Raw genomic sequence first — 17,110 nt, forward strand, 5'->3', positions numbered from 1 at the left:
GCCGCGTCGTTCGGCTCGCTGCGGCGTACTTTTGTACGCCTCACTCGCCTGCCTAGCGGCTGAGCCCGCATCACACGAACCTGCACCCCGCTCCAAAGGCGCCGCGCTTCGCTACTTCGACCGCGACGACGGGCCGTCCCGGTAGTCGGAGCGCTTCAGGCCGTGGCTCGCGATCTTCTCCTGGAGCGTGCGCAGCGGCATCCTGAGCCGCCGGGCGGCCATCGCCAGGTTGCCGTTGGTGCCGCGGAGGGCATCGAGGATGATCTCCGTCTCCAGACGGTCCATCTGCGCCTTGAGCCCGATCGCCGGCGCCGAGCTGGGCGGCCCTGCGAGCTCGACAGGAGTCCGATCCGGCAGCGGCGTGGAGCGTTTGGGCGCCGAGAGGGAGTGGATGCTCTCCGGCAGGTCGAGCGGGGTGATGACATGCCCCCGCGCGATGACGACGGCGCGCTCGATGGCGCTACGCAGCTCGCGTACGTTGCCCGGCCAGGGGTACTGCTCCAGGAGCGCGAGCGTCTCCGGATCGAGCGAGCGCACGTTTCTGCGGTGCACCTCGCTCGCCTGCCGGAGGAAGCGCTGCGCCAGCGGTCCGATGTCCTCGCGCCGCTCGCAGAGCGGCGGGATGCGCAGCGGCACCGCGTTGAGCCGGTAGAGCAGATCCGAACGGAACGTGCCCGCCTCGCACATCGCCTCGAGATCGCGGTACGTGGTCGCGACGATCCGCACGTCCACCTCGATCTCCTTGGTCGAGCCGACGCGGACCATGCGACCGGTGTCGAGGACGTGCAGCAGCGCGGCCTGGCAGGAGGGCGGGAGGTCGCCGACCTCGTCGAGCACCACGGTGCCGCCCGCGCACGCCTCGAAGACGCCCTCTTGCGCGTGGCTCGCGCCGGGGAAGGCGTCGGCCTCGTGACCGAAGAGCGTGCTCTCGAGGAGCTGGGCGGGCACGCCGCTGCATCCGACGCGGATCATCTGCATCTTGTGACGGGGGCCCGCCTCGTGGATCAGCCGCGCGAGCACGTCCTTGCCGGTCCCCGTCTCGCCCTGGAGCAGCACAGGCGCGGACGAGCGCGCGAGGCGCATGGCGGTCTCGAGCACCGGGCGCATCGCGGGGCTGCGCATCACGAGCCCCTCGTCGCCGACCGTGCGCAACCCGCCCACCGGCGTGGGTCCGCCCACGAGGTTCTCGATGCTCGGCATCTTTCTCCGCTCCGGGACGCCACGACGCCCGTCCAGCGCGTCGAGGTTCAGCACCGGCAATTCGGCGCTCGCGATCACGCGCAGCGACGCCGTGATCTCCCCGAGCATCACCTCGTCGCCGGGCTTCAAGACGCCGTGCTCGACGCGCTGCCCGCTCAGGAAGGTGCCGTTCGTGGAGCCGAGATCCTGGATCAGCACGTCGCCGCGCTGGAACGTGAAGCGCGCGTGGCGTCGCGACAGGCTGCGCTCGGGGATCGCGACATCGGCGCTTGGATCGCGGCCGATGACGACGCCGACCCCCTCCGTCAGCCGCACCGTCTCGGCGCCCTGCCGGTGGTAGATGATGAGCAGCACGTGCGGCTGCGTCCCGCGCTCGCGGCTCAGTTGCGTCAACGCATCACGGACCTGCGACATGGCGATCGGGTCCGTCACGCCCAGCTGCGACTCAACCTGGACGTCCTGTGCTCCGAGGTCGTCGTGCTGCATGGATGGCCGTGCGACCTTGGTCTCCACAGGCAAGTCGACGCCAGCGTGGCCTTCCTCAGACGCGCCCGGCTGGCGGACGTCCGGCGAAGATAGACTCGTCGGAGCGGCCGGACGCGAGTGATTCATGCGTTCTCTCTCATGCGTGCCCGAGGAGCCTCCGGCTCCAAATGTTGGCCCGCGAGCCCTGCTCGCGCTCGTCCCGTTATCCTATGACCATAAGGCAGAGGTTGCCCGGCGCGCAAGGCGCGAGCAGCACTTCGTCGGCGCTGCGACGGTTAGCGCCACGCGCCACGCGCACGCATCGCATCGCATCGCATCGCATCATGCGGCACGCGGCCCACTGAGCCGCACTGCTCTCCACCCCTTCTCTCCCTTCTCTTCCTCTTACCGCTTTGTTTCCTCTCCTTTCTTCTCTCCCTCTCTTCCTCTCTCCCTCACGGTCCTGTTGACTTCGCCTCGGCTGCCTCTACGTCCCAGTTCTTTCTCTCTCGTTTCTACGGTGTAGTCCCCGGACGCATACTTCTGCAGGCTGCCTCAGCGCTCCGCTCAGATCTCGCGCACAACGCGCTCGCCAGAGCCGAGCGATCGCGCGGGCGGCGCGGACGACTCCTCGGCGCTGCAGTGCGCGTTGAAGCGCGAGCACGGGAGGTCCTCGAGCGATGGGAGCTCCGCATAGCCACGGGGACCGGCGATCTCGTTGAAGCAGCGCCCGAGCCAGCCCGGAATGACGAGCGCGTAGGTGCGCGCAAGCCGTCGAGGATCGTCCAGCGTGCGCAGCATCGCAAGGTAGGTCACTTCTCCATAGGTCGCCTTGAAGGCAGCCGCCTGCTCAGGGCGCGCCAACCAGCTCATGACGCCGGCGCGATCCGCTTCTGGGTGGAACTGGACCGCCTCGACGCCGGGCGCGACCTCCAGCCCGAGGATCGCCCGACCCTTGGAGATGCCGTCACGGCTCTCGCGGGCGAGGAGCTGACCGCCGAGGGAGCTCAGCCGGCGCTCGTCGAGGTTCACCGCCTCCCAGTTGCGGTGCTCGAACGCGAAGAGACGGTCCCCAAACGGCGCCAGCAGCGGGTGTTGCTGGCCGACGGGGGTCGTGTAGATCGGCATGACGCCGAACTTGCGATCGGCGCGCGGCACGACGTCGGCCAGCTTGTAGTGATGGACGACGAGCTCGAACGAGTAGCAGATCGCGAAGAGAGCACGCCGCTGCGCGCCTCCCTGGATCGCCGACTCGACGACGCCGTCCACGAAGCGCCCCAAATCTCGCGTCCAGGGCTCGCCCTCCCCATCAAAGGGAGAGCCGGGCCCCCCTGACGCGAGGTACAGATCGCAGTCCGTAGGGATGGGTGCGTTGGTGTCTCTGGGAGACACCTCGACGACCTCGCAGGATAGGCCCGGATTGCGCGCCTGAACGCGTTCGAAGAAGCCCGCGGCGAGCCCGCGTAGACAGCGCATCGCCTGGTTCACGTGGCCATTGTTCATGTCCACGATGCACAACCGCAGCGGCCGGCCGTTCGCGACGGTAGCTTGCCGGCCGGGAGTAGGTGGAAGTGGATTGGAGCTCATCGGAAGGTGACAGTTTGTAGACGTAGACCCCCGCGTTTTTTACCCATACCACCCTGCCGACCTCGCGAAAAGAATGGTTTTCTCCGGTACGCTCGTTACGCCAGTTACGCCCGCTACGCCCGTTACGCCGGCTGCTCCCGCTACTTCGACTTCATCGGCTGATCCCTTTAGGTCGACCACATCCGTCACATCCGCTCACATTCGTTGCGCTTGTTATGCCCATCACATCAGTTATGTCCATTACAGCGGTTACATCAGCTTCAGTTACGTCCGCTACGTCCGCTACATCGATTACGCAGCGGACGATTCGTCACCTCTGGAGGAGGCCAAAATTCCTTCCTCGGAACCGCGTTCGTGGGAATCCTGTGCGTGATGAACAAACGGAATGGTTCGACGCGTGATCCTCTGACCCGCCGCCATGTGCTGACCGGGCTCGGCGCTGCGCTCGGCGCCTCGGCCTTCGGATGCAGCACCCCAGAGGGCGCGATGTTGCTCGGCGACGCCCCGCCGAGCTCAGGCAGCGCGGACGAGAGCGAAGGCGCCGGTGGTGCGGGTGGCTCAGGAGAAGCAGTCAGCTCGGGACAGCCGGAAGGTGGCGATGCCGGCGGCGCTCCGGATCGCTGCGCAGAGACGGGAGGTCTGAGCCCGGCGGAGCTGCTGGCGCCCATCAATACCATCGTCGTTCTCTGTATGGAAAACCGCTCCTTCGACCACTATCTCGGCTCGTTGCTGCTGAAAGAGGGCCGGCAGATCGACGGTCTGACAGGCACAGAGTCGAACCGAGCGCTCGATGGGACGCAGATCTCGCCCTTCCAGCTCGACAACTTCACGCCCGCCGACCCGCCGCACAGCTGGGACGCAGCCCACACGCAGTGGAATCAAGGGAGGAACGACGGGTTCGTCATCGCGCACGCAGGGCCGGACCAGCGCGACGTCATGGGCTATCACGTGCGGGAGCAGCTGCCGGTCCTCTACGCGCTCGCAGACGCGTCGGCGATCTGCGAGCGCTGGTTCTCCTCGGTGCTCGGCCCGACCTGGCCGAACCGGTTCTTCCTGCACGGCGCCACGTCGAGGGGCGTCTCGCGGAACGTGCCGGTCACCGGCTTCACGAGCGTGTTCGAGCTGCTGAGCGACGCAGGGATCTCGAGCAGGAACTACTTCCACGACGTCCCGTGGTGCTCGGGTGCGTACTTCAAATTCAAGGGCGTCTCCGGGATCGAGCGCTTCTTCGAGGACGCGGCCGCGGGGCTCCTCCCCTCGTTCTCCGTCATCGATCCCCAGTTCTTCGGCGCCACCGCGAACGACGATCACCCGGACCACGACGTGCAGCTCGGACAGGTGCTCATCGCCAGCATCTACAACGCGCTGGCGAAGAGCCCCCAGTGGGGCCAGTGCCTCCTCGTGATCACCTACGACGAGCACGGGGGCTTCTTCGACCACGTCGCGCCGCCGACGACGACGGACGGCGATCCCCTGTTCACCCAGCTCGGGTTCCGGGTGCCGTCGCTCGTCGCGGGCCCGTTCGTCCGGAGGGGCTGCGCGGTGAGCACCGTGCTCGACCACGCGTCGGTGATCCGTACGCTGGAAGCGCGCTTCGATCTCCCCTCGCTGAACGCGCGCTCCGCCGGCGCGAACGATCTCTCGTGCTGCATCGATCCGGCGCTCCTCAGCGATCCTCAGGAGCCGATCCTGCTGCCCGAGATGGACGTCTCCCTGTCGCGGCTGCGCTCGCGCGCCGAGCCCGGGATCTCCCATCCGGAGCTGTGGGAGGCCGCGGAGCGCGGGCTCATCCCGCGGCACCTCGACCGCCGGGGCGAGGGTCCGGCCATCGCCCGGCGGGTGCTGGCGCACGCGGAGCGGCTCGGCGCCGCGAGGCTCAGGGACTGAGGCGCCGGCCAGCCGGCGCCGAGGTCGCCCGGGGGCGGGAGGTCTGATAGAAGCGCCGCCGTGCCGCCCGATCTCAATCCGCCCGCCGCCCTACAGGCAGGGACCACGCCGGCGAGCGCAGCCCCGGGCGCGCCCCAGGCCGCCAGCGCAGGCCCGCCGGCGGCCGGGCAGGAGACGGCGACCAGCGCGGCGCGCTCGTCGGCGATGGTCACCGCTGGGATCATCCTCTCGCGGCTCGTCGGGCTGCTCCGCCAGCGGGTGACGGCGCACTTCTTCGGGACATCCGAGCTCGCTGACGTGCTCGCCGCGGCGTTCCGTGCGGGGAACATCACCCAGAACCTGCTTGGCGAGGGGACGCTCTCCGCGACCTTCATCCCCGTCTACGCGCGCCTCCGCGCGGCCGGCGACACGCGACGCGCGGCGCACTTTGCGCTCTCCGCCCTCGGGCTACTGCTCGTCGCCGCGGCGGTCGCGTCGCTCGCCGGCGTGCTCGCAGCCCCGTGGCTGTCCTTCCTGGTCGCGGCAGGCTTCAACGACGACAAGCTCGCCAGCACGACCCGGATCGTCCGGATCATCTTCCCGATGACCGGCCTGCTCGTGCTCTCGGCGTGGGGGCTCGGCGTGCTGAACGCGCACCGGCGGTTCTTCCTCCCCTACGCCGCGCCGGTCGCGTGGAGCGCCGCCCAGATCGCGGGGCTGCTCGCGTGCGGCGCGTGGCTCGGCATGCGCGGGGAGCCGCTGGCCGAGGCGCTCGCGTGGAGCGCGCTCGTGGGCGCGGCGCTGCAGCTTTCGCTCTTGCTCCCATCGGCGCGCTCGCTGCTCGGCAGGCTCACGCCGCGCCTCGACACGAGCGACCCGAGCGTCCGAGAGGCCGGTCGGAAGCTGCCCGCCGCGCTGCTCGGCCGCGGGATCATCCAGGTGTCCGGGCTCGTCGACACGCTCCTCGTGAGCTTCCTCGGCGCCGGCGCGAACGCGGCCTTCAACTACGCACAGACGGTCTACCTCCTGCCGATGAGCATCCTCGGCGTCGGCGAGGCGGCGGTCGCGTTGCCCGAGATGGCGCGCGACACGGCCGAAGCGGACGTCGCGCGGCGCAACGAGGCGCTGTCGCGCCGACTCGGGGCGTCGCTCGCGCGGATCACGGTGCTGACCGTGCCGGCCGCGGCCGTGTTCATCGTGCTCGGGCGGGAGCTCATCACGCTGCTGCTGCAGACCGGGACGTTCGACCAGGCGTCGACTGCGCGGGTCGAGCCGCTCGTGTGCGCCTACGGGCTCGCGCTGCTCGGGAACGCCGCCGGACGCGTGCTGATCACCGCCTCGTTCGCGCTGGGGGACACGAGGACCCCGGCCCGCTACGCGCTCTATCGCGTGGTCGTCAGCACCGCCGTCGCGCTCCTCCTGATGCGGTGGCTCGACGTGCTCGGCGTGGTGCTCGGCGCCGTCATCGCAGGATGGGTCGAGGCGATCGCCCTCGGGCACCGCGTGCGGCGCGAGATCGGCGGGCTCGGGCTGGATCAGATCCGGATCGTCCGCGTGGCGTTGCTCGCCGCGATATCGGTCGGCTGCGGCGCCGCGTTGAAGGCGGCGCTGCCCGAGGCCGTGGCCGCGGCGCCGTGGGGCGCCGCGCTCATCCTCGCTGCGTGCGGCGGCGCCTTCGCCGTTGCTGCGCCCGCGCTCGGGCTCTTCAGCCTGAAGTCCCTCCTCCGTCGGAGATGATCATGGGCGGCGCCGCGCGCGCACGGCCCTCCGTGCGCGCCCGGTGCCACGCGACGTAGCGCTCGACGAACGCGCGCTGCACGGGGCGCAGCGCGACGCGCGGGCGCCGTCGCGCGATCAGGGCGAGCGCCTCGCCCACCTCGATGCCGCCGCGGGTGGCGAGGTAGCAGAGCGCGAGCGTGACGCTCCTGCCCACGCCGCTCGCGCAGTGGACGTGGACACGGTGGCCAGCGACGATATGCCGCTCGAGGAACGCCACGCCGCGCGCGGCCTCCTCGAGCGTGGGAGCGCACATGTCCCAGCAGGGGATGCGCAGGTACTCGACCCCCGCCGCGCGCAGCGCGAGCACCGGATCGTACAGCTCGCGCGACACGTTGATCACGGCGCGGACGCCGAGGCGACGAAGCTCGACGACGTCGCCTGGGAGAAGGAACCCCCCGATCAGGAGGTTCGGGCTCACCCACGTGCGCCACGGGTGCCGCGGCCGGAGCGACGCGGAGGCGCGGCGCAACGCCAGGAATGCATAGAAAACGAGGGCATACGGCGCGAGCAGGAGGAACACCAGCGCAGGGCGAAGGCGCACGCGCACCTCATGGCGTCGACGCTGGCGTCGTGCCAGCGGCCGGGCGGCACGCGCGCCGATGATGCGCGCCCATGACACGCGCACCGAGCGCACCGACGATGCGCCGACGACGCCACGGAACTTGGCCCAGCGCGCGCGAACCGGGCATGCGTCGGCCGATGCCGCCCGCTTCCATGCCGACGGATCTCACCCGCTCGGTCTCGCCTCCGCGCCTCCGGACGCCGCTGCCCTGCGCGCCACGGCGCCCTGACGGCATCCCACGCTCGCTACTTGTCGATGGGCGGCTCGCAAGCTTGCTCGTCGCGCTGACGGTGTGCGGATGCAAGCCGACAGGCGCGGCGGTGGAGCTGTCGAAGGAGGGAGCGAGCGACGGTGCGCTCGAGGTCGCCGCGCTGCCCGCGGACGGCCCCAAGCTCGTCGCGCTTCGCGCGGGGACGCCCGTGCTCGCGCGTCCGCAGGCGGGCGCACGCAAGCTCGGCGAGCTCTATCCTGGCGCCGCCGTTGTGAGGTCCACGGAGCCGTACGGACGCGCGGGGTGCAGCGGCGGATGGTATGCGGTCCGCCCCCGCGGGTTCGTCTGCGCAGGCGACGGCGCGACGCTGAACACCGAGGTGCTCGCGCTCTTGCCGGCGCCGCCCGACGTGTCGCGGCCCCTCCCCTATCGCTATGGTCGCGCGCGAACCCAGGGCTCCCCGGTGTATTTCGGGGTGCCCAGCCGCGAGGAGCTGCAGCACGCCGAGCCGGATCTCGATCGCCATCTCGAGCGTGTGCAGCGCAGCGACGCGCAGCTCGGCGCGTCAGCCAACGACGTCCCGCTGGACGCGCGCGGCGTCGCCGCCGGGCCCCCGGTGCTGCTGCCGCGCGGCGACGGTATCGGCGAGGACGGGCGCAGGACCCAGGCCGGATACTTCCTCTTCCCGCTCGCCGATGCGATCGCGCCGCTCCCGCCCATCGCCGCGCTCGGCATCGACATCGGCGGAAAGGACGGCGCTCACGTCGATCTGCGCGCCGCGCTGAAGACGGTGGCGCTGCGCAAAGGCAGCGGGGTCGCGATCACCCGCACGTTCACGGCGGGAGCGACCGACGGACGCAGGTTCGGCGTGACGCCGGAAGGACGGCTCATCCCGACCGACCGGCTCCAGGCCGCGCTTGGATCACCGTGGCACGGCCTCGATGTCGAGAAGCTCGGGCTGCCTGTGGCGTTCGTCCATCGCCACGACGTTCACACGTGGGCGCTCGGCCGGGGCAAGGCGAACGCGAACGACGAGGAGCTCGAGCGTCACACGGGCGTGCCGCTCACGGGCAGGTTCAGGACGGTGGACGGCGTCCGCTTCGAGGAGGCGCGCGACGGCTTCTGGCTGCGCGCGCAGGACCTTGTCGTCGTCGTGCGTCGCACCAAGCTCCCCGACTTCGCCAAAGGCTCGCAGCGCTGGCTCGACGTCAGCCTGGTGAACCAGACGCTGACGGCCTACGAGGGGCAGAAGCCCATCTATGCGACGCTGATCTCGTCCGGACGCGACCAGCTGCGCGACCCTGAATCGAGCGCGTCCACCGCGCGCGGCACTTTCCGCGTGCGGAGCAAGCACGTCACGCGCAACATCGATCCGCGCGAGGTCGCCGACACCTTCGACGTCACCGACGCCCCGTGGGTGATGGACCTCGCGCCGGGCCAGGCGATCACCGGCATGTACTGGGGCGCCGGGGTCGGCGAAGCGCAAGGCTTCCACGACATCGCGCTGACGCCCATCGATGCGCGGCGCATCTTCCTGTGGGCCGAGCCGGAGCTCCCCGAAGGCTGGCACGCTGTGTACAGCAACGAGGAGGAAGGAACCCTCGTTCACGTGCGGCCTTGATGTTCACGCAGCCACCGCTGGCCCTCCAAGGGAGGCCAGCGGCCGACTGTCACCACTGCTGGTGCCGAAGGAGGGAATCGAACCCCCGACCCGGCGCGTATGAAACGCCTGCTCTAGCCAGCTGAGCTACTTCGGCAAAAGTGAGGGCGGACTAGTACCGCCACGTCTCCGCTCTGTCAAGCAAGGTCGTGCGCGTTGCGATGCGCGATCGTCACGCTCATCCTGCCTTCTCGGTCATCCCGGTCATCCCGCTCATCACAGTCATCCCCGACGATTGCTCAGGATCACCGTTCGCGCTCGCGGTGCTTCGGCAGGACCGCGGGGTTCCTCGCCTCGAACGGCATCGACCACCGGAAGCTCTCGCCGAGCTCGTGCGGCACCGGCGGGTACGGCGAACCGCGCAGCACGGCACGCCGGCAGTTCTCATCGAACTCGGGGATGCCGCTCGGCCGCGTCACCGACGCGCTCCCCACGGTCCCATCCGCGCGGATCACGAAGGTCACGATCACGGTCCCCTGAAGCCCCTCGCCTGCGGCCCACTTGGGAAACGCGTCGGCCCACAGCGGGTGCAGCTTGGCCATGACCTGCCTCATGTAGTGGCTGCGCCTGCGATCGAGCGGATCGTTGTCGAGCAGCCGGCCGCGCCCTGAACCGAGCGCGCTGGAACGCGCACCGCGGCCCGCCACGCCACCCGCGCCGGTCGCACCCGGTCCTGTTTGCCCGCCTGGCCCGAACCCATGCACCCCTCCGGCCGAGCTGGCGTGAACGAGCGACTGGATGGCCGTCGCCACCTCCTGCTCGCTGTCCACCGTGTCGTTCGGGTGCCCCACGGCGTCGGCGGGGACGGATGGCGTGCCCACCGCGACCATCGGCCGCGCCAGCGGAACCGCCGCGCTCTCGCGGTGATCCTCGCCGGGCCGCCCGTCGCGAACGCCCAGCCCCGCGGATGCGCGCTCGACTCCCTCGACGGCGCCGCCGGCGGCGCGCGGGCTCGCCCCCAGGGAAATCGTCGCGTCCCGCGCAGCGGACACGTCGTTCGCGCCGTCGATGCCTGGAGGCTGGGCCGCAGCGCCGAGCACGCCGCCGCGACGCTGGGGCGCACCACCGTCGCGCGCCCCGAGCGATGGATCGCGCTCGGCCGACGTGCGTCGCTCGGCCCGACGGCCGACCCGCCCCCCCGCGAGGAACGTGAGCTCCATGGGCTCTCGGCTGGCTCGCCAGTCCTCGCGCGATGCGCGCTGGGACGACGAGCGGATGCGCTGGATCTGGCTCCTGTCGAGGCGCGAGCGGATCTCTGGAGACAGAAAGGTCGCGTCGTCCCTGTCGGCGAGGTTCAACGCCGGCAGCTCCGCCGCGTCGGTACCGCCGCGCCCGCTCGTCCCCGTGTCCGGCCGCGGTGCGTCTTCCCCTCCGCCGCGCGAAAGGCGGACCGTCAGCTCGGGCACGATCGCCGCCGCGCGGTCGAGCGTGCCGTCCGAGACGACGGGCAGCTCGATCTCGATCGGCGCGCTCATCGCGGCTGGCGACCCGACCGTCCGTGCGCGCGCTACCTCCCGTGCCGACAGCGAGCGTGCGACGACCAGCGCGCCTGCGCCCACCAGCCCTGCGTGGGCTGCGACGGAGAGCACCCACGCGGATGCGATCCGGCGGCCGTCGCGAGACCTCTGCGCCATCGTGCTGTCACTATGCCTCGAAACGGGCCTGGGGCGAGCCCGCAGGCGCAGACTGCGCGCGCTCGTGTCAGCCGGTGAGCGCGCCGTCCTGCGGAAGCCGCAGCCGCCTGCGGGTGTTCTCTGCGGTGCGCGCGGCCAGCGCCTCGAAGGGCTCGCCCCGGAGCTCCGCGACGAAGCGCGCTGTGTGCAGCACGTGCCCTGGCTCGCACCGTTTCCCCCGGAACGGCACCGGCGCGAGGTAAGGGCTGTCCGTCTCAACCAGGATCCGATCCCCCGGAGCCCAGGCGGCGACCTCCTGGATCGCGCGCGCGGTCTTGAAGGTCACGATGCCCGAGAACGAGAGGTCGAAATCGAGCGCGAGCGCCCGCTCGGCGAACGCGCGATCCTCGGAGAAGCAATGGATGATGCCCCCCACGTCGCTCGCCTGGGCGCGCTCCAGGATCGCGAGCGTGTCCTCCGGCGCCTCGCGCGTGTGGATGACGATGGGCTTCTCCACCCTCCGAGCGAGGGCGACGAGGTCGGCGAAGACGCGCTGCTGTGTGTCCTTCGGCGAGTGCATGTAGTGGTAGTCGAGGCCGATCTCGCCGACGGCCACGACCTCGGGCCGGCGCGCGAGGACCTCGAGCTCCGCGAGCATCCGGTCGTCCAAGGCGGAGGCATCGTGCGGATGGACGCCGACCGCGGCGTGCACGTCAGCGCGCCGCGCCGCGAGCTCCGCGGCGAAGCGCGCCGCGGAGAGATCCGCGTCGACGCCGACGACCACGAACGCGTCCACGCCGGCAGCCCGCGCGCGGTCCAGAACGACGTCCGCTCCCTCGCGGAAATGACGCGGATCGACGTGGCAATGGGAGTCGATGAGCATGCTTCGCTTCAGGTGACGAGCTCCGCGAAGCGCGCGCGGAGCAGCGCGCTCGCAGCGTCGAGCGCGCAGCGGTCGCAGTAGCCCATCCCGCGCAGCCGCTCGAGCGCGCGCGTCGCGTTCCTGCGCTCCTCTTCGCGCAGCTCGCCCCAGCCCTTCTCGGACTTGCCGTCGCTCTGCGCGTCGCGGAGGAGCGCGACGAGATCGCGAACCAGGAGCGCCACGCCCTTGCGCCGCTCCGTGAAGACCGCCTCCCGCAGCTTGCGGATCTGCTGCGGGAACACGACCGCGTTGACGATCTTCTGGCCAGGGTGATCGATAGCCCACGCCGCGATGGCCGAGATCAGGCCGCGCCGGTGATCGTCGTGCTTCGTGCGGACCCCGAGGAGCGCCTCCACCTCGCGCATCATGCGCTCGTCTGGGTTCTCGAAGTCGCCCGTGTGCGGGTTCCTGATCTTCTCCCCCTTCACCCAGACGCCGACGTGGGAGACGTACCGATCGAACAGCTCGGCGTAGCGCGTCTCGTCGACGAGGCCGCTGGCCGTCCGCATCTCCTCCTCGGTCGTGTCGAGCAGACGCGTGCGCACGACCTCGCGGAAGAGCCGGTGATCGTGGTAGCCGCCCGCGAGCTGCTTCTCCTTGAGCCAGTCGTACTCCGCCTGCCGCTTGCAGAGCGCGTCGAGCTCCGAGAGCACGGCGAACGGAGAGAGGCACGCGTGATCCTCGCTCTGCGCCGCGTCGAGCAGGAGCGTCCGCACCTCCCGCGGCGAGACGCCGAGGCGCCCCTCGAAATCTACGGATGCGTCGCTCTCGTGGTAGATCGCCTCGATGCCCGCGCGCAGGACCTTCTGCGCCTCAGCGTCAAACCGCTCCGGCGCCGTGCCCGTCGCGAACAGCTCCATCTTCTCGACGGCCGTGAGGCTCGAGACGAGCGGCGCGAGCGCGTCGGGGTACCGCTTCGCCTCCGGCTGCCGCATCCGGGTGAGCACGGCGAACTGCGCGGCGACGCGCGTCGCGTGCGGGGCGACGTGGCGGGTCACGAACGGGACGATCTGGGTGTCGTAGATCGCCTGCTCGTCGGGGTAGCTCCGGAGGTAGGGCGCGCGCAGGAGCTCGAACCGCCCGCGGAAGCTCGGGAACTCCGGGTGCTCCCGGAAGGCGTTGAGGTGCACGTCGTTGGCGCTGCCGATCATCACGACGTTCGTCTGCACCGTCTGCTGCGGCAGGCTGACCTCCCCCGTCTCCAGCGTGAGCTGGAGGTACCGGAAGGCGTCGAGCGGTCGCTTGAGGAGATCGCTGAACTCGAGCACGCCCCCGGCGGCCTCGATGAGCTCACCGTGCGCCTCGAAGAGCGTCGTCGCCTGGAGCGAGGTCGGGAGCGAGGCGAGCGAACGATCTGCCGTGATCTGCCGCTCGCCGGCGTCGACCGAGAGCTCCGGGCCGATCGTGACGGCGCCGACGCGGTAGCGGCGCGAGATGAAGTAGCGCTCGACCTGGACGTGCCGCAACGTCTCGACGAGCGAGCCGCCGCTCGCCACGAGGAGCGCCTCGAAGACCTGCTGGTTCTTGTGGGACAGCTTGCCGCTCATCAGCCACTCGGGCGGCGGCTCCGTCGCGCCGGCGTCCTGGTAGAGCTTCAGGATGAGCGCCCGCCGCTCTCGCACCGGGAGCAGGAAGAGCGGGTGATCCCTGAGCTCGATCACGAGCCGGGCGTCGATCTGATCGTCCTCGAGGTGGGCGTAGCTCGTGCCGTCCGCGGCGCTCGCCTTCACGTCGCCGCCGAAGCCGATCGAGCCGCGCATCGTCTTGCGGCTCGGGAACACCCAGTGGAAGCGGTACACGGCCCCCTCATCGAGGGTCGAGTAGTGCTCCAGGGCGCGCAGGATGCAGGCGGCGAGCGTGCTCTTCGCCGAGCCGTTCGGCCCGTGCATCAGGACGAGCCTGTTGGCCCTGCCCTCGCGCACGAAGTTGCAAAGCACCCGGTAGACCTCGGCCTGGAGCTCTTCGTGGCCGATCAGCGCGAAGTCCCGCCCGTGGTACGAAGCCGCGGCCGGCGCGCCCTGCTGCGCGGGTTCGGTTGCGGGGAGCTCCCACGGCAGATCGAAGAGCTGGAATCGGGTCAGCTCCCCCCAGGGCTTCTTGATCGTCCGCGTGCCGAAATGGTCGAACATGTCGCGGACGTAGCGAGCCGCGTCGCGTCCGAAGCGGACCGGATTGGAAGCGAAGAGCTCCAGGTACTGCTGGAACGAGAGGACCCGCTGCTCTTCGTTGAAGCGCCGAGCCATCGAGGAGGCGATGGCATCGAGCTCAGAGAGGGCCTTTCGAGCCCGCTCAGCCGCACTGCCTTGGACCGTCTGGCTGGGGCCGACCTCGCTGGGCTGGCCCCCCCGGCAACCGGAGGTGTCGTTGTTCACGTGAGGCTGAGTTTACCGTTCTGCCTACTGCACGTCGACGACCGCCTCGAGCTCCTGCTTCTGCATCAAACAATTCGCGGCGCTGCAGATGCTGAAGGAGAGCACGCCCGCCACCTTGGTCTTGCCCTTCTTGACCGCCACGAACGGGACCTTGAGGAGGCCCTTGGTCTCCTCGAACGCGCCGTCTTCGCGCTTCAGCAATGGCTTCGGGTACGAAACGCCCTCGGCGGCCGCCTCGGTGACCTTGAACTTGATGGGGTATTTGTCGTTGATGTGGTAGTCGCCCTTCGACAGGAGCGACACCTCCACGAGCCCCTCCTGGCCGGCCTTGTACGTCCCCGTCGGCTTCATTTCGAGGGTGTAGACCGCATCCTCGACCTTCGATTTTCCGCCCTGGGGTGGGGCCGCAGGTGCTGCCTCGGTGGCGCCGCGAGAGGTCGCCGCTTCGCTCTGGCTACAGCCGAGGACGGGGAGCCCGGAGAGCGCGATCAGGCACATCGCGGCGGAGAGGGGCTTGCCGGTCCGAGTTGAAGGATGAGTGCTCATGGTCAACACAAATAACACAGCGGCGGCGCCAGCGCGAACGCGGGGCCCCGGCGCCCAGGACGATGGCGCACTGAACCGGAGCGCGCGCACGTTCTACGCGCCGCCGCCGCCGCCGCTGCGGCGCGCAATGTGCAGCGTCGGACGAGCGCGCGGCCCGACGCCGCCGTCAGCGCGAAATCAGCAGCGCGACGAGCGCACAGAGCAGCACTGCTGCGCCAGCCACCGCGGGGATGACCCACCGCGGCAAGCGCTGTGGCACGCCCATCACGATGTCCTCGGCAAACGCCTCGGCGGCGTCCGGCGAGGGCGCGATGACCGCAGCGGCGAGCGACCCGCCGCTCGCACCGGCAGGGACGGCGCCCACGCTCGCCGGGGCATACGGCTGGCGGGCAAGGACCGACGGCAGCGCGGCGCGGATCCGGGCCGCGAGTTCCTTCTGCGGTAGGTACGCCCAGTCGCGGTGCGACCCCGCGAGGCCGTACGCCTGGCCCACGCGATCGGCGAGCAGGCCGACGGAGGGGAGGCGCGCCTCCGGGCTCTTCATGAAGGCCTCCTCCATCACCGGATCGAGCGAGGCCGGCGCCCCGTACGCCTTGCCCGCCACGCTCGGAGGCAGCGGATTGCTGCCCATGATGGCCACGAGGATCATCGGACCGGTCGGCGCGTGGAACGGGACCTTCCCCGTGACGCACTCGAACACGATCGCCGCGACCGACCAGACGTCGGCGCGATGGTCGAGCGCGAGCAGCCCCTGCGCCTGCTCGGGGGACATGTAGAAGGGCGACCCGATCGTCGTGCCGACGACGGTCAGCTTCTTCGCGCCCTCGCTGTTGTCGCGCACGCTGCCGAAGTCGAGGATCTTCACCATGTCGCCGTCGTGCGTGCCGACCAGGAAGATGTTGTCCGGCTTGAGATCGCGGTGCACGACCTTGCGCTTGTGCGCCTCCTCGAGGCCGAGCGCGATCTGCGACAGCATCCGCACCAGGCGCTCGGGGGGCAGCACCTTGTCGCGCTTGAGGACCGTCCGCAGCTCCTCGCCCTCGAGGTACTCCATGACCAGCGCGAAGCTGTGGTCCTCGGTCTTCTCGAAGGCGAGCACGTCGACGATCTGGTCGTGGGGCAGCGACGCGCTGACCTCGAACTCGCGGTGAAAGCGCTCGACGCTCACCTCGTCGAGCGCGACCTCGGGGTGGAGGATCTTCAGCGCGACGCTGCGGCCGGTCCGAAGATCGAGCGCCTGGTAGACGCGCCCCATGCCCCCGTCGGCGACGATCCGCCAGACCTGGTAGCGCCCGCCGCAGAGGGTCGCGCCGACGCGCCTGTCCTCCGGGTGGACCGGGGGCGCCACCTCAGTGACCGGGATGAGGCGCTGCCCGTCGACCGGACAAAAGCCGCTGTCGTGCGAGAAGAGCCTGAAGCAGGCGGAGCACGTCTTCAAGCCGCACCCGGGATCAGGCGCGGGAGGGGTCCGCGGCCGGCGTGCTGCCCGTCGCGGGCTCCGGCGGCATGTAGTAGAGGATCCGGTTGCAGTTCGGGCACCGCTCGAACTCCTCCTGGCGGCGCATCTTCTGGAACATCATCGGCGGCACGGACAGGTGACAGCCGAGGCATGTGCCGTCGTAGGTGCGGGCGATCGCGACGGGCCTGCGCGTCCGGATCGACTCGTAGCGGCGGTACAGGACGACCGGCAGCTTGCCGACCACCTGCTGGCGCGCGTCGGCGCGCTGGGTGCGCTCGGCCTCGAGCGCGGCCAGCGACGCCTGCGTCCCCGGCGCGCTGCCGTCGATCGCCCCCGCCAGCTCGACGCGCTTCGCCTCCGCCACATCGATCGCCGAGCGCGCCCCCTCGGAGGCCGAGTTCAGCCGCTCGATCTCTTCCTCGCGATCGCGGTGCAGCTTGCGCAGCTCCTCGATCTCGCGCTGCGCCGCGTTGGACTCACGCTCGTTCCGGGAGCGCTGCAGCTTCTCCCGCGAGCGCTCGATCTGGCTCGACATCTGGCGGAGCTCGACGGCGAGCTCGGAGCGCGTCTTCTCCATCGCCGCCAGGGTCTCCCGATCGCCCTTCAGCCGCTCCTCTAGCCGCTTCAGGTCGGACCGCATCCCTTCCAGGCTGCCGCGCTGCTTGTCGAGCTGCTCATCGATGCGGCGGATCTCGCTGTCGATGGCCGACAGCTCTTCGAGGAATGCGATCTGCTCGCGGATGCTCACGTGCTTCCTTGTCTCCTTCTGTTTCGTGGCTTTCGTGGGCCCACCTGGACTCGAACCAGGAACAGCCCGGTTATGAGCCGGGGGCTCTGACCGATTGAGCTATAGGCCCTGGTACAAGGG

Annotated in this window: 12 protein-coding genes and 2 tRNA genes; 3 read left to right on the forward strand and 11 right to left on the reverse strand. The window is 70.3% G+C overall.

All coding sequences use genetic code 11. From position 1 onward, the window contains the following. Nucleotides 1-111: 111 nt before the first annotated feature. Together WME79_RS21280 and WME79_RS21285 are read right to left on the reverse strand one after the other, a co-directional pair. A complete protein-coding gene (locus tag WME79_RS21280) occupies nt 112-1,686 on the reverse strand; it encodes a sigma 54-interacting transcriptional regulator (protein WP_437538468.1) in 1,575 nt (524 codons plus the stop codon). 546 nt (nt 1,687-2,232) lie between these two features. Then, nucleotides 2,233-3,168, reverse strand: a complete 936-nt coding sequence (locus tag WME79_RS21285; protein WP_437538469.1) for a hypothetical protein — start codon at nt 3,166-3,168, stop codon at nt 2,233-2,235. A 456-nt stretch (nt 3,169-3,624) separates the two neighbouring features. Between WME79_RS21285 and WME79_RS21290 the strand changes: the two genes are divergently transcribed. Together WME79_RS21290 and murJ are read left to right on the forward strand one after the other, a co-directional pair. After that, complete coding sequence (locus WME79_RS21290) at nt 3,625-5,139, forward strand: alkaline phosphatase family protein (protein WP_437538470.1); 1,515 nt, start codon at nt 3,625-3,627, stop codon at nt 5,137-5,139. Between the two features lie 60 nt (nt 5,140-5,199). Next, the gene (murJ, locus tag WME79_RS21295) at nt 5,200-6,855 is read left to right on the forward strand and encodes a murein biosynthesis integral membrane protein MurJ (protein ID WP_437538471.1); all 1,656 of its coding nucleotides are present in this window, start codon (nt 5,200-5,202) and stop codon (nt 6,853-6,855) included. Here murJ and WME79_RS21300 read toward each other — a convergent pair. Then, a complete protein-coding gene (locus WME79_RS21300) occupies nt 6,824-7,438 on the reverse strand; it encodes a protein-tyrosine phosphatase family protein (RefSeq protein WP_437538472.1) in 615 nt (204 codons plus the stop codon). The genes murJ and WME79_RS21300 overlap by 32 nt on opposite strands. 293 nt (nt 7,439-7,731) lie before the next feature. On the opposite strand from WME79_RS21300, the gene WME79_RS21305 reads away from it, so the two are divergent. Further along, complete coding sequence (locus tag WME79_RS21305) at nt 7,732-9,291, forward strand: L,D-transpeptidase (protein WP_437538473.1); 1,560 nt, start codon at nt 7,732-7,734, stop codon at nt 9,289-9,291. Nucleotides 9,292-9,350: 59 nt separating this feature from the next. Here the strand turns inward: WME79_RS21305 and WME79_RS21310 are convergent. The 8 genes from WME79_RS21310 to WME79_RS21345 all read right to left on the reverse strand — a co-directional run bounded on the left by WME79_RS21310 (nt 9,351) and on the right by WME79_RS21345 (nt 17,099). After that, nucleotides 9,351-9,427 (reverse strand) — tRNA-Met (locus WME79_RS21310). A gap of 148 nt (nt 9,428-9,575) precedes the next feature. Beyond that, entirely contained in the window at nt 9,576-10,805 is a 1,230-nt protein-coding gene (locus WME79_RS21315; protein WP_437538474.1) for a TonB family protein, read from the reverse strand. Between the two features lie 226 nt (nt 10,806-11,031). Continuing rightward, a complete protein-coding gene (locus tag WME79_RS21320) occupies nt 11,032-11,826 on the reverse strand; it encodes a TatD family hydrolase (RefSeq protein ID WP_437538475.1) in 795 nt (264 codons plus the stop codon). 8 nt (nt 11,827-11,834) lie between these two features. Beyond that, nucleotides 11,835-14,108: a PrkA family serine protein kinase gene (locus tag WME79_RS21325; protein ID WP_437538476.1), complete on the reverse strand. Its 2,274-nt coding sequence runs from the start codon at nt 14,106-14,108 to the stop codon at nt 11,835-11,837. A gap of 153 nt (nt 14,109-14,261) precedes the next feature. After that, nucleotides 14,262-14,783, reverse strand: a complete 522-nt coding sequence (locus WME79_RS21330) for a hypothetical protein (protein WP_437538477.1) — start codon at nt 14,781-14,783, stop codon at nt 14,262-14,264. A 166-nt stretch (nt 14,784-14,949) separates the two neighbouring features. Beyond that, the gene (locus WME79_RS21335) at nt 14,950-16,221 is read right to left on the reverse strand and encodes a serine/threonine protein kinase (RefSeq protein WP_437538478.1); all 1,272 of its coding nucleotides are present in this window, start codon (nt 16,219-16,221) and stop codon (nt 14,950-14,952) included. 13 nt (nt 16,222-16,234) lie between these two features. After that, a complete protein-coding gene (locus WME79_RS21340; RefSeq protein ID WP_437538479.1) occupies nt 16,235-16,990 on the reverse strand; it encodes a zinc ribbon domain-containing protein in 756 nt (251 codons plus the stop codon). 35 nt (nt 16,991-17,025) lie between these two features. Further along, a tRNA-Ile gene (locus WME79_RS21345) sits at nt 17,026-17,099 on the reverse strand. Nucleotides 17,100-17,110 lie beyond the last annotated feature (11 nt).

Source organism: Sorangium sp. So ce726, from assembly GCF_051521405.1.
Taxonomy (GTDB): domain Bacteria; phylum Myxococcota_A; class Polyangia; order Polyangiales; family Polyangiaceae; genus Sorangium.

What these genes read in the sequence shown, in the direction of transcription:
- WME79_RS21280 (WP_437538468.1), bottom strand. Translation starts at nt 1,686, where the DNA reads ATGCAGCACGACGACCTCGGAGCACAGGACGTCCAGGTTGAGTCGCAG.
- WME79_RS21285 (WP_437538469.1), bottom strand. Translation starts at nt 3,168, where the DNA reads ATGAACAATGGCCACGTGAACCAGGCGATGCGCTGTCTACGCGGGCTC.
- WME79_RS21290 (WP_437538470.1), top strand. Translation starts at nt 3,625, where the DNA reads ATGAACAAACGGAATGGTTCGACGCGTGATCCTCTGACCCGCCGCCAT.
- WME79_RS21315 (WP_437538474.1), bottom strand. Translation starts at nt 10,805, where the DNA reads ATGAGCGCGCCGATCGAGATCGAGCTGCCCGTCGTCTCGGACGGCACG.
- WME79_RS21320 (WP_437538475.1), bottom strand. Translation starts at nt 11,826, where the DNA reads ATGCTCATCGACTCCCATTGCCACGTCGATCCGCGTCATTTCCGCGAG.
- WME79_RS21325 (WP_437538476.1), bottom strand. Translation starts at nt 14,108, where the DNA reads ATGGCTCGGCGCTTCAACGAAGAGCAGCGGGTCCTCTCGTTCCAGCAG.
- WME79_RS21330 (WP_437538477.1), bottom strand. Translation starts at nt 14,783, where the DNA reads ATGAGCACTCATCCTTCAACTCGGACCGGCAAGCCCCTCTCCGCCGCG.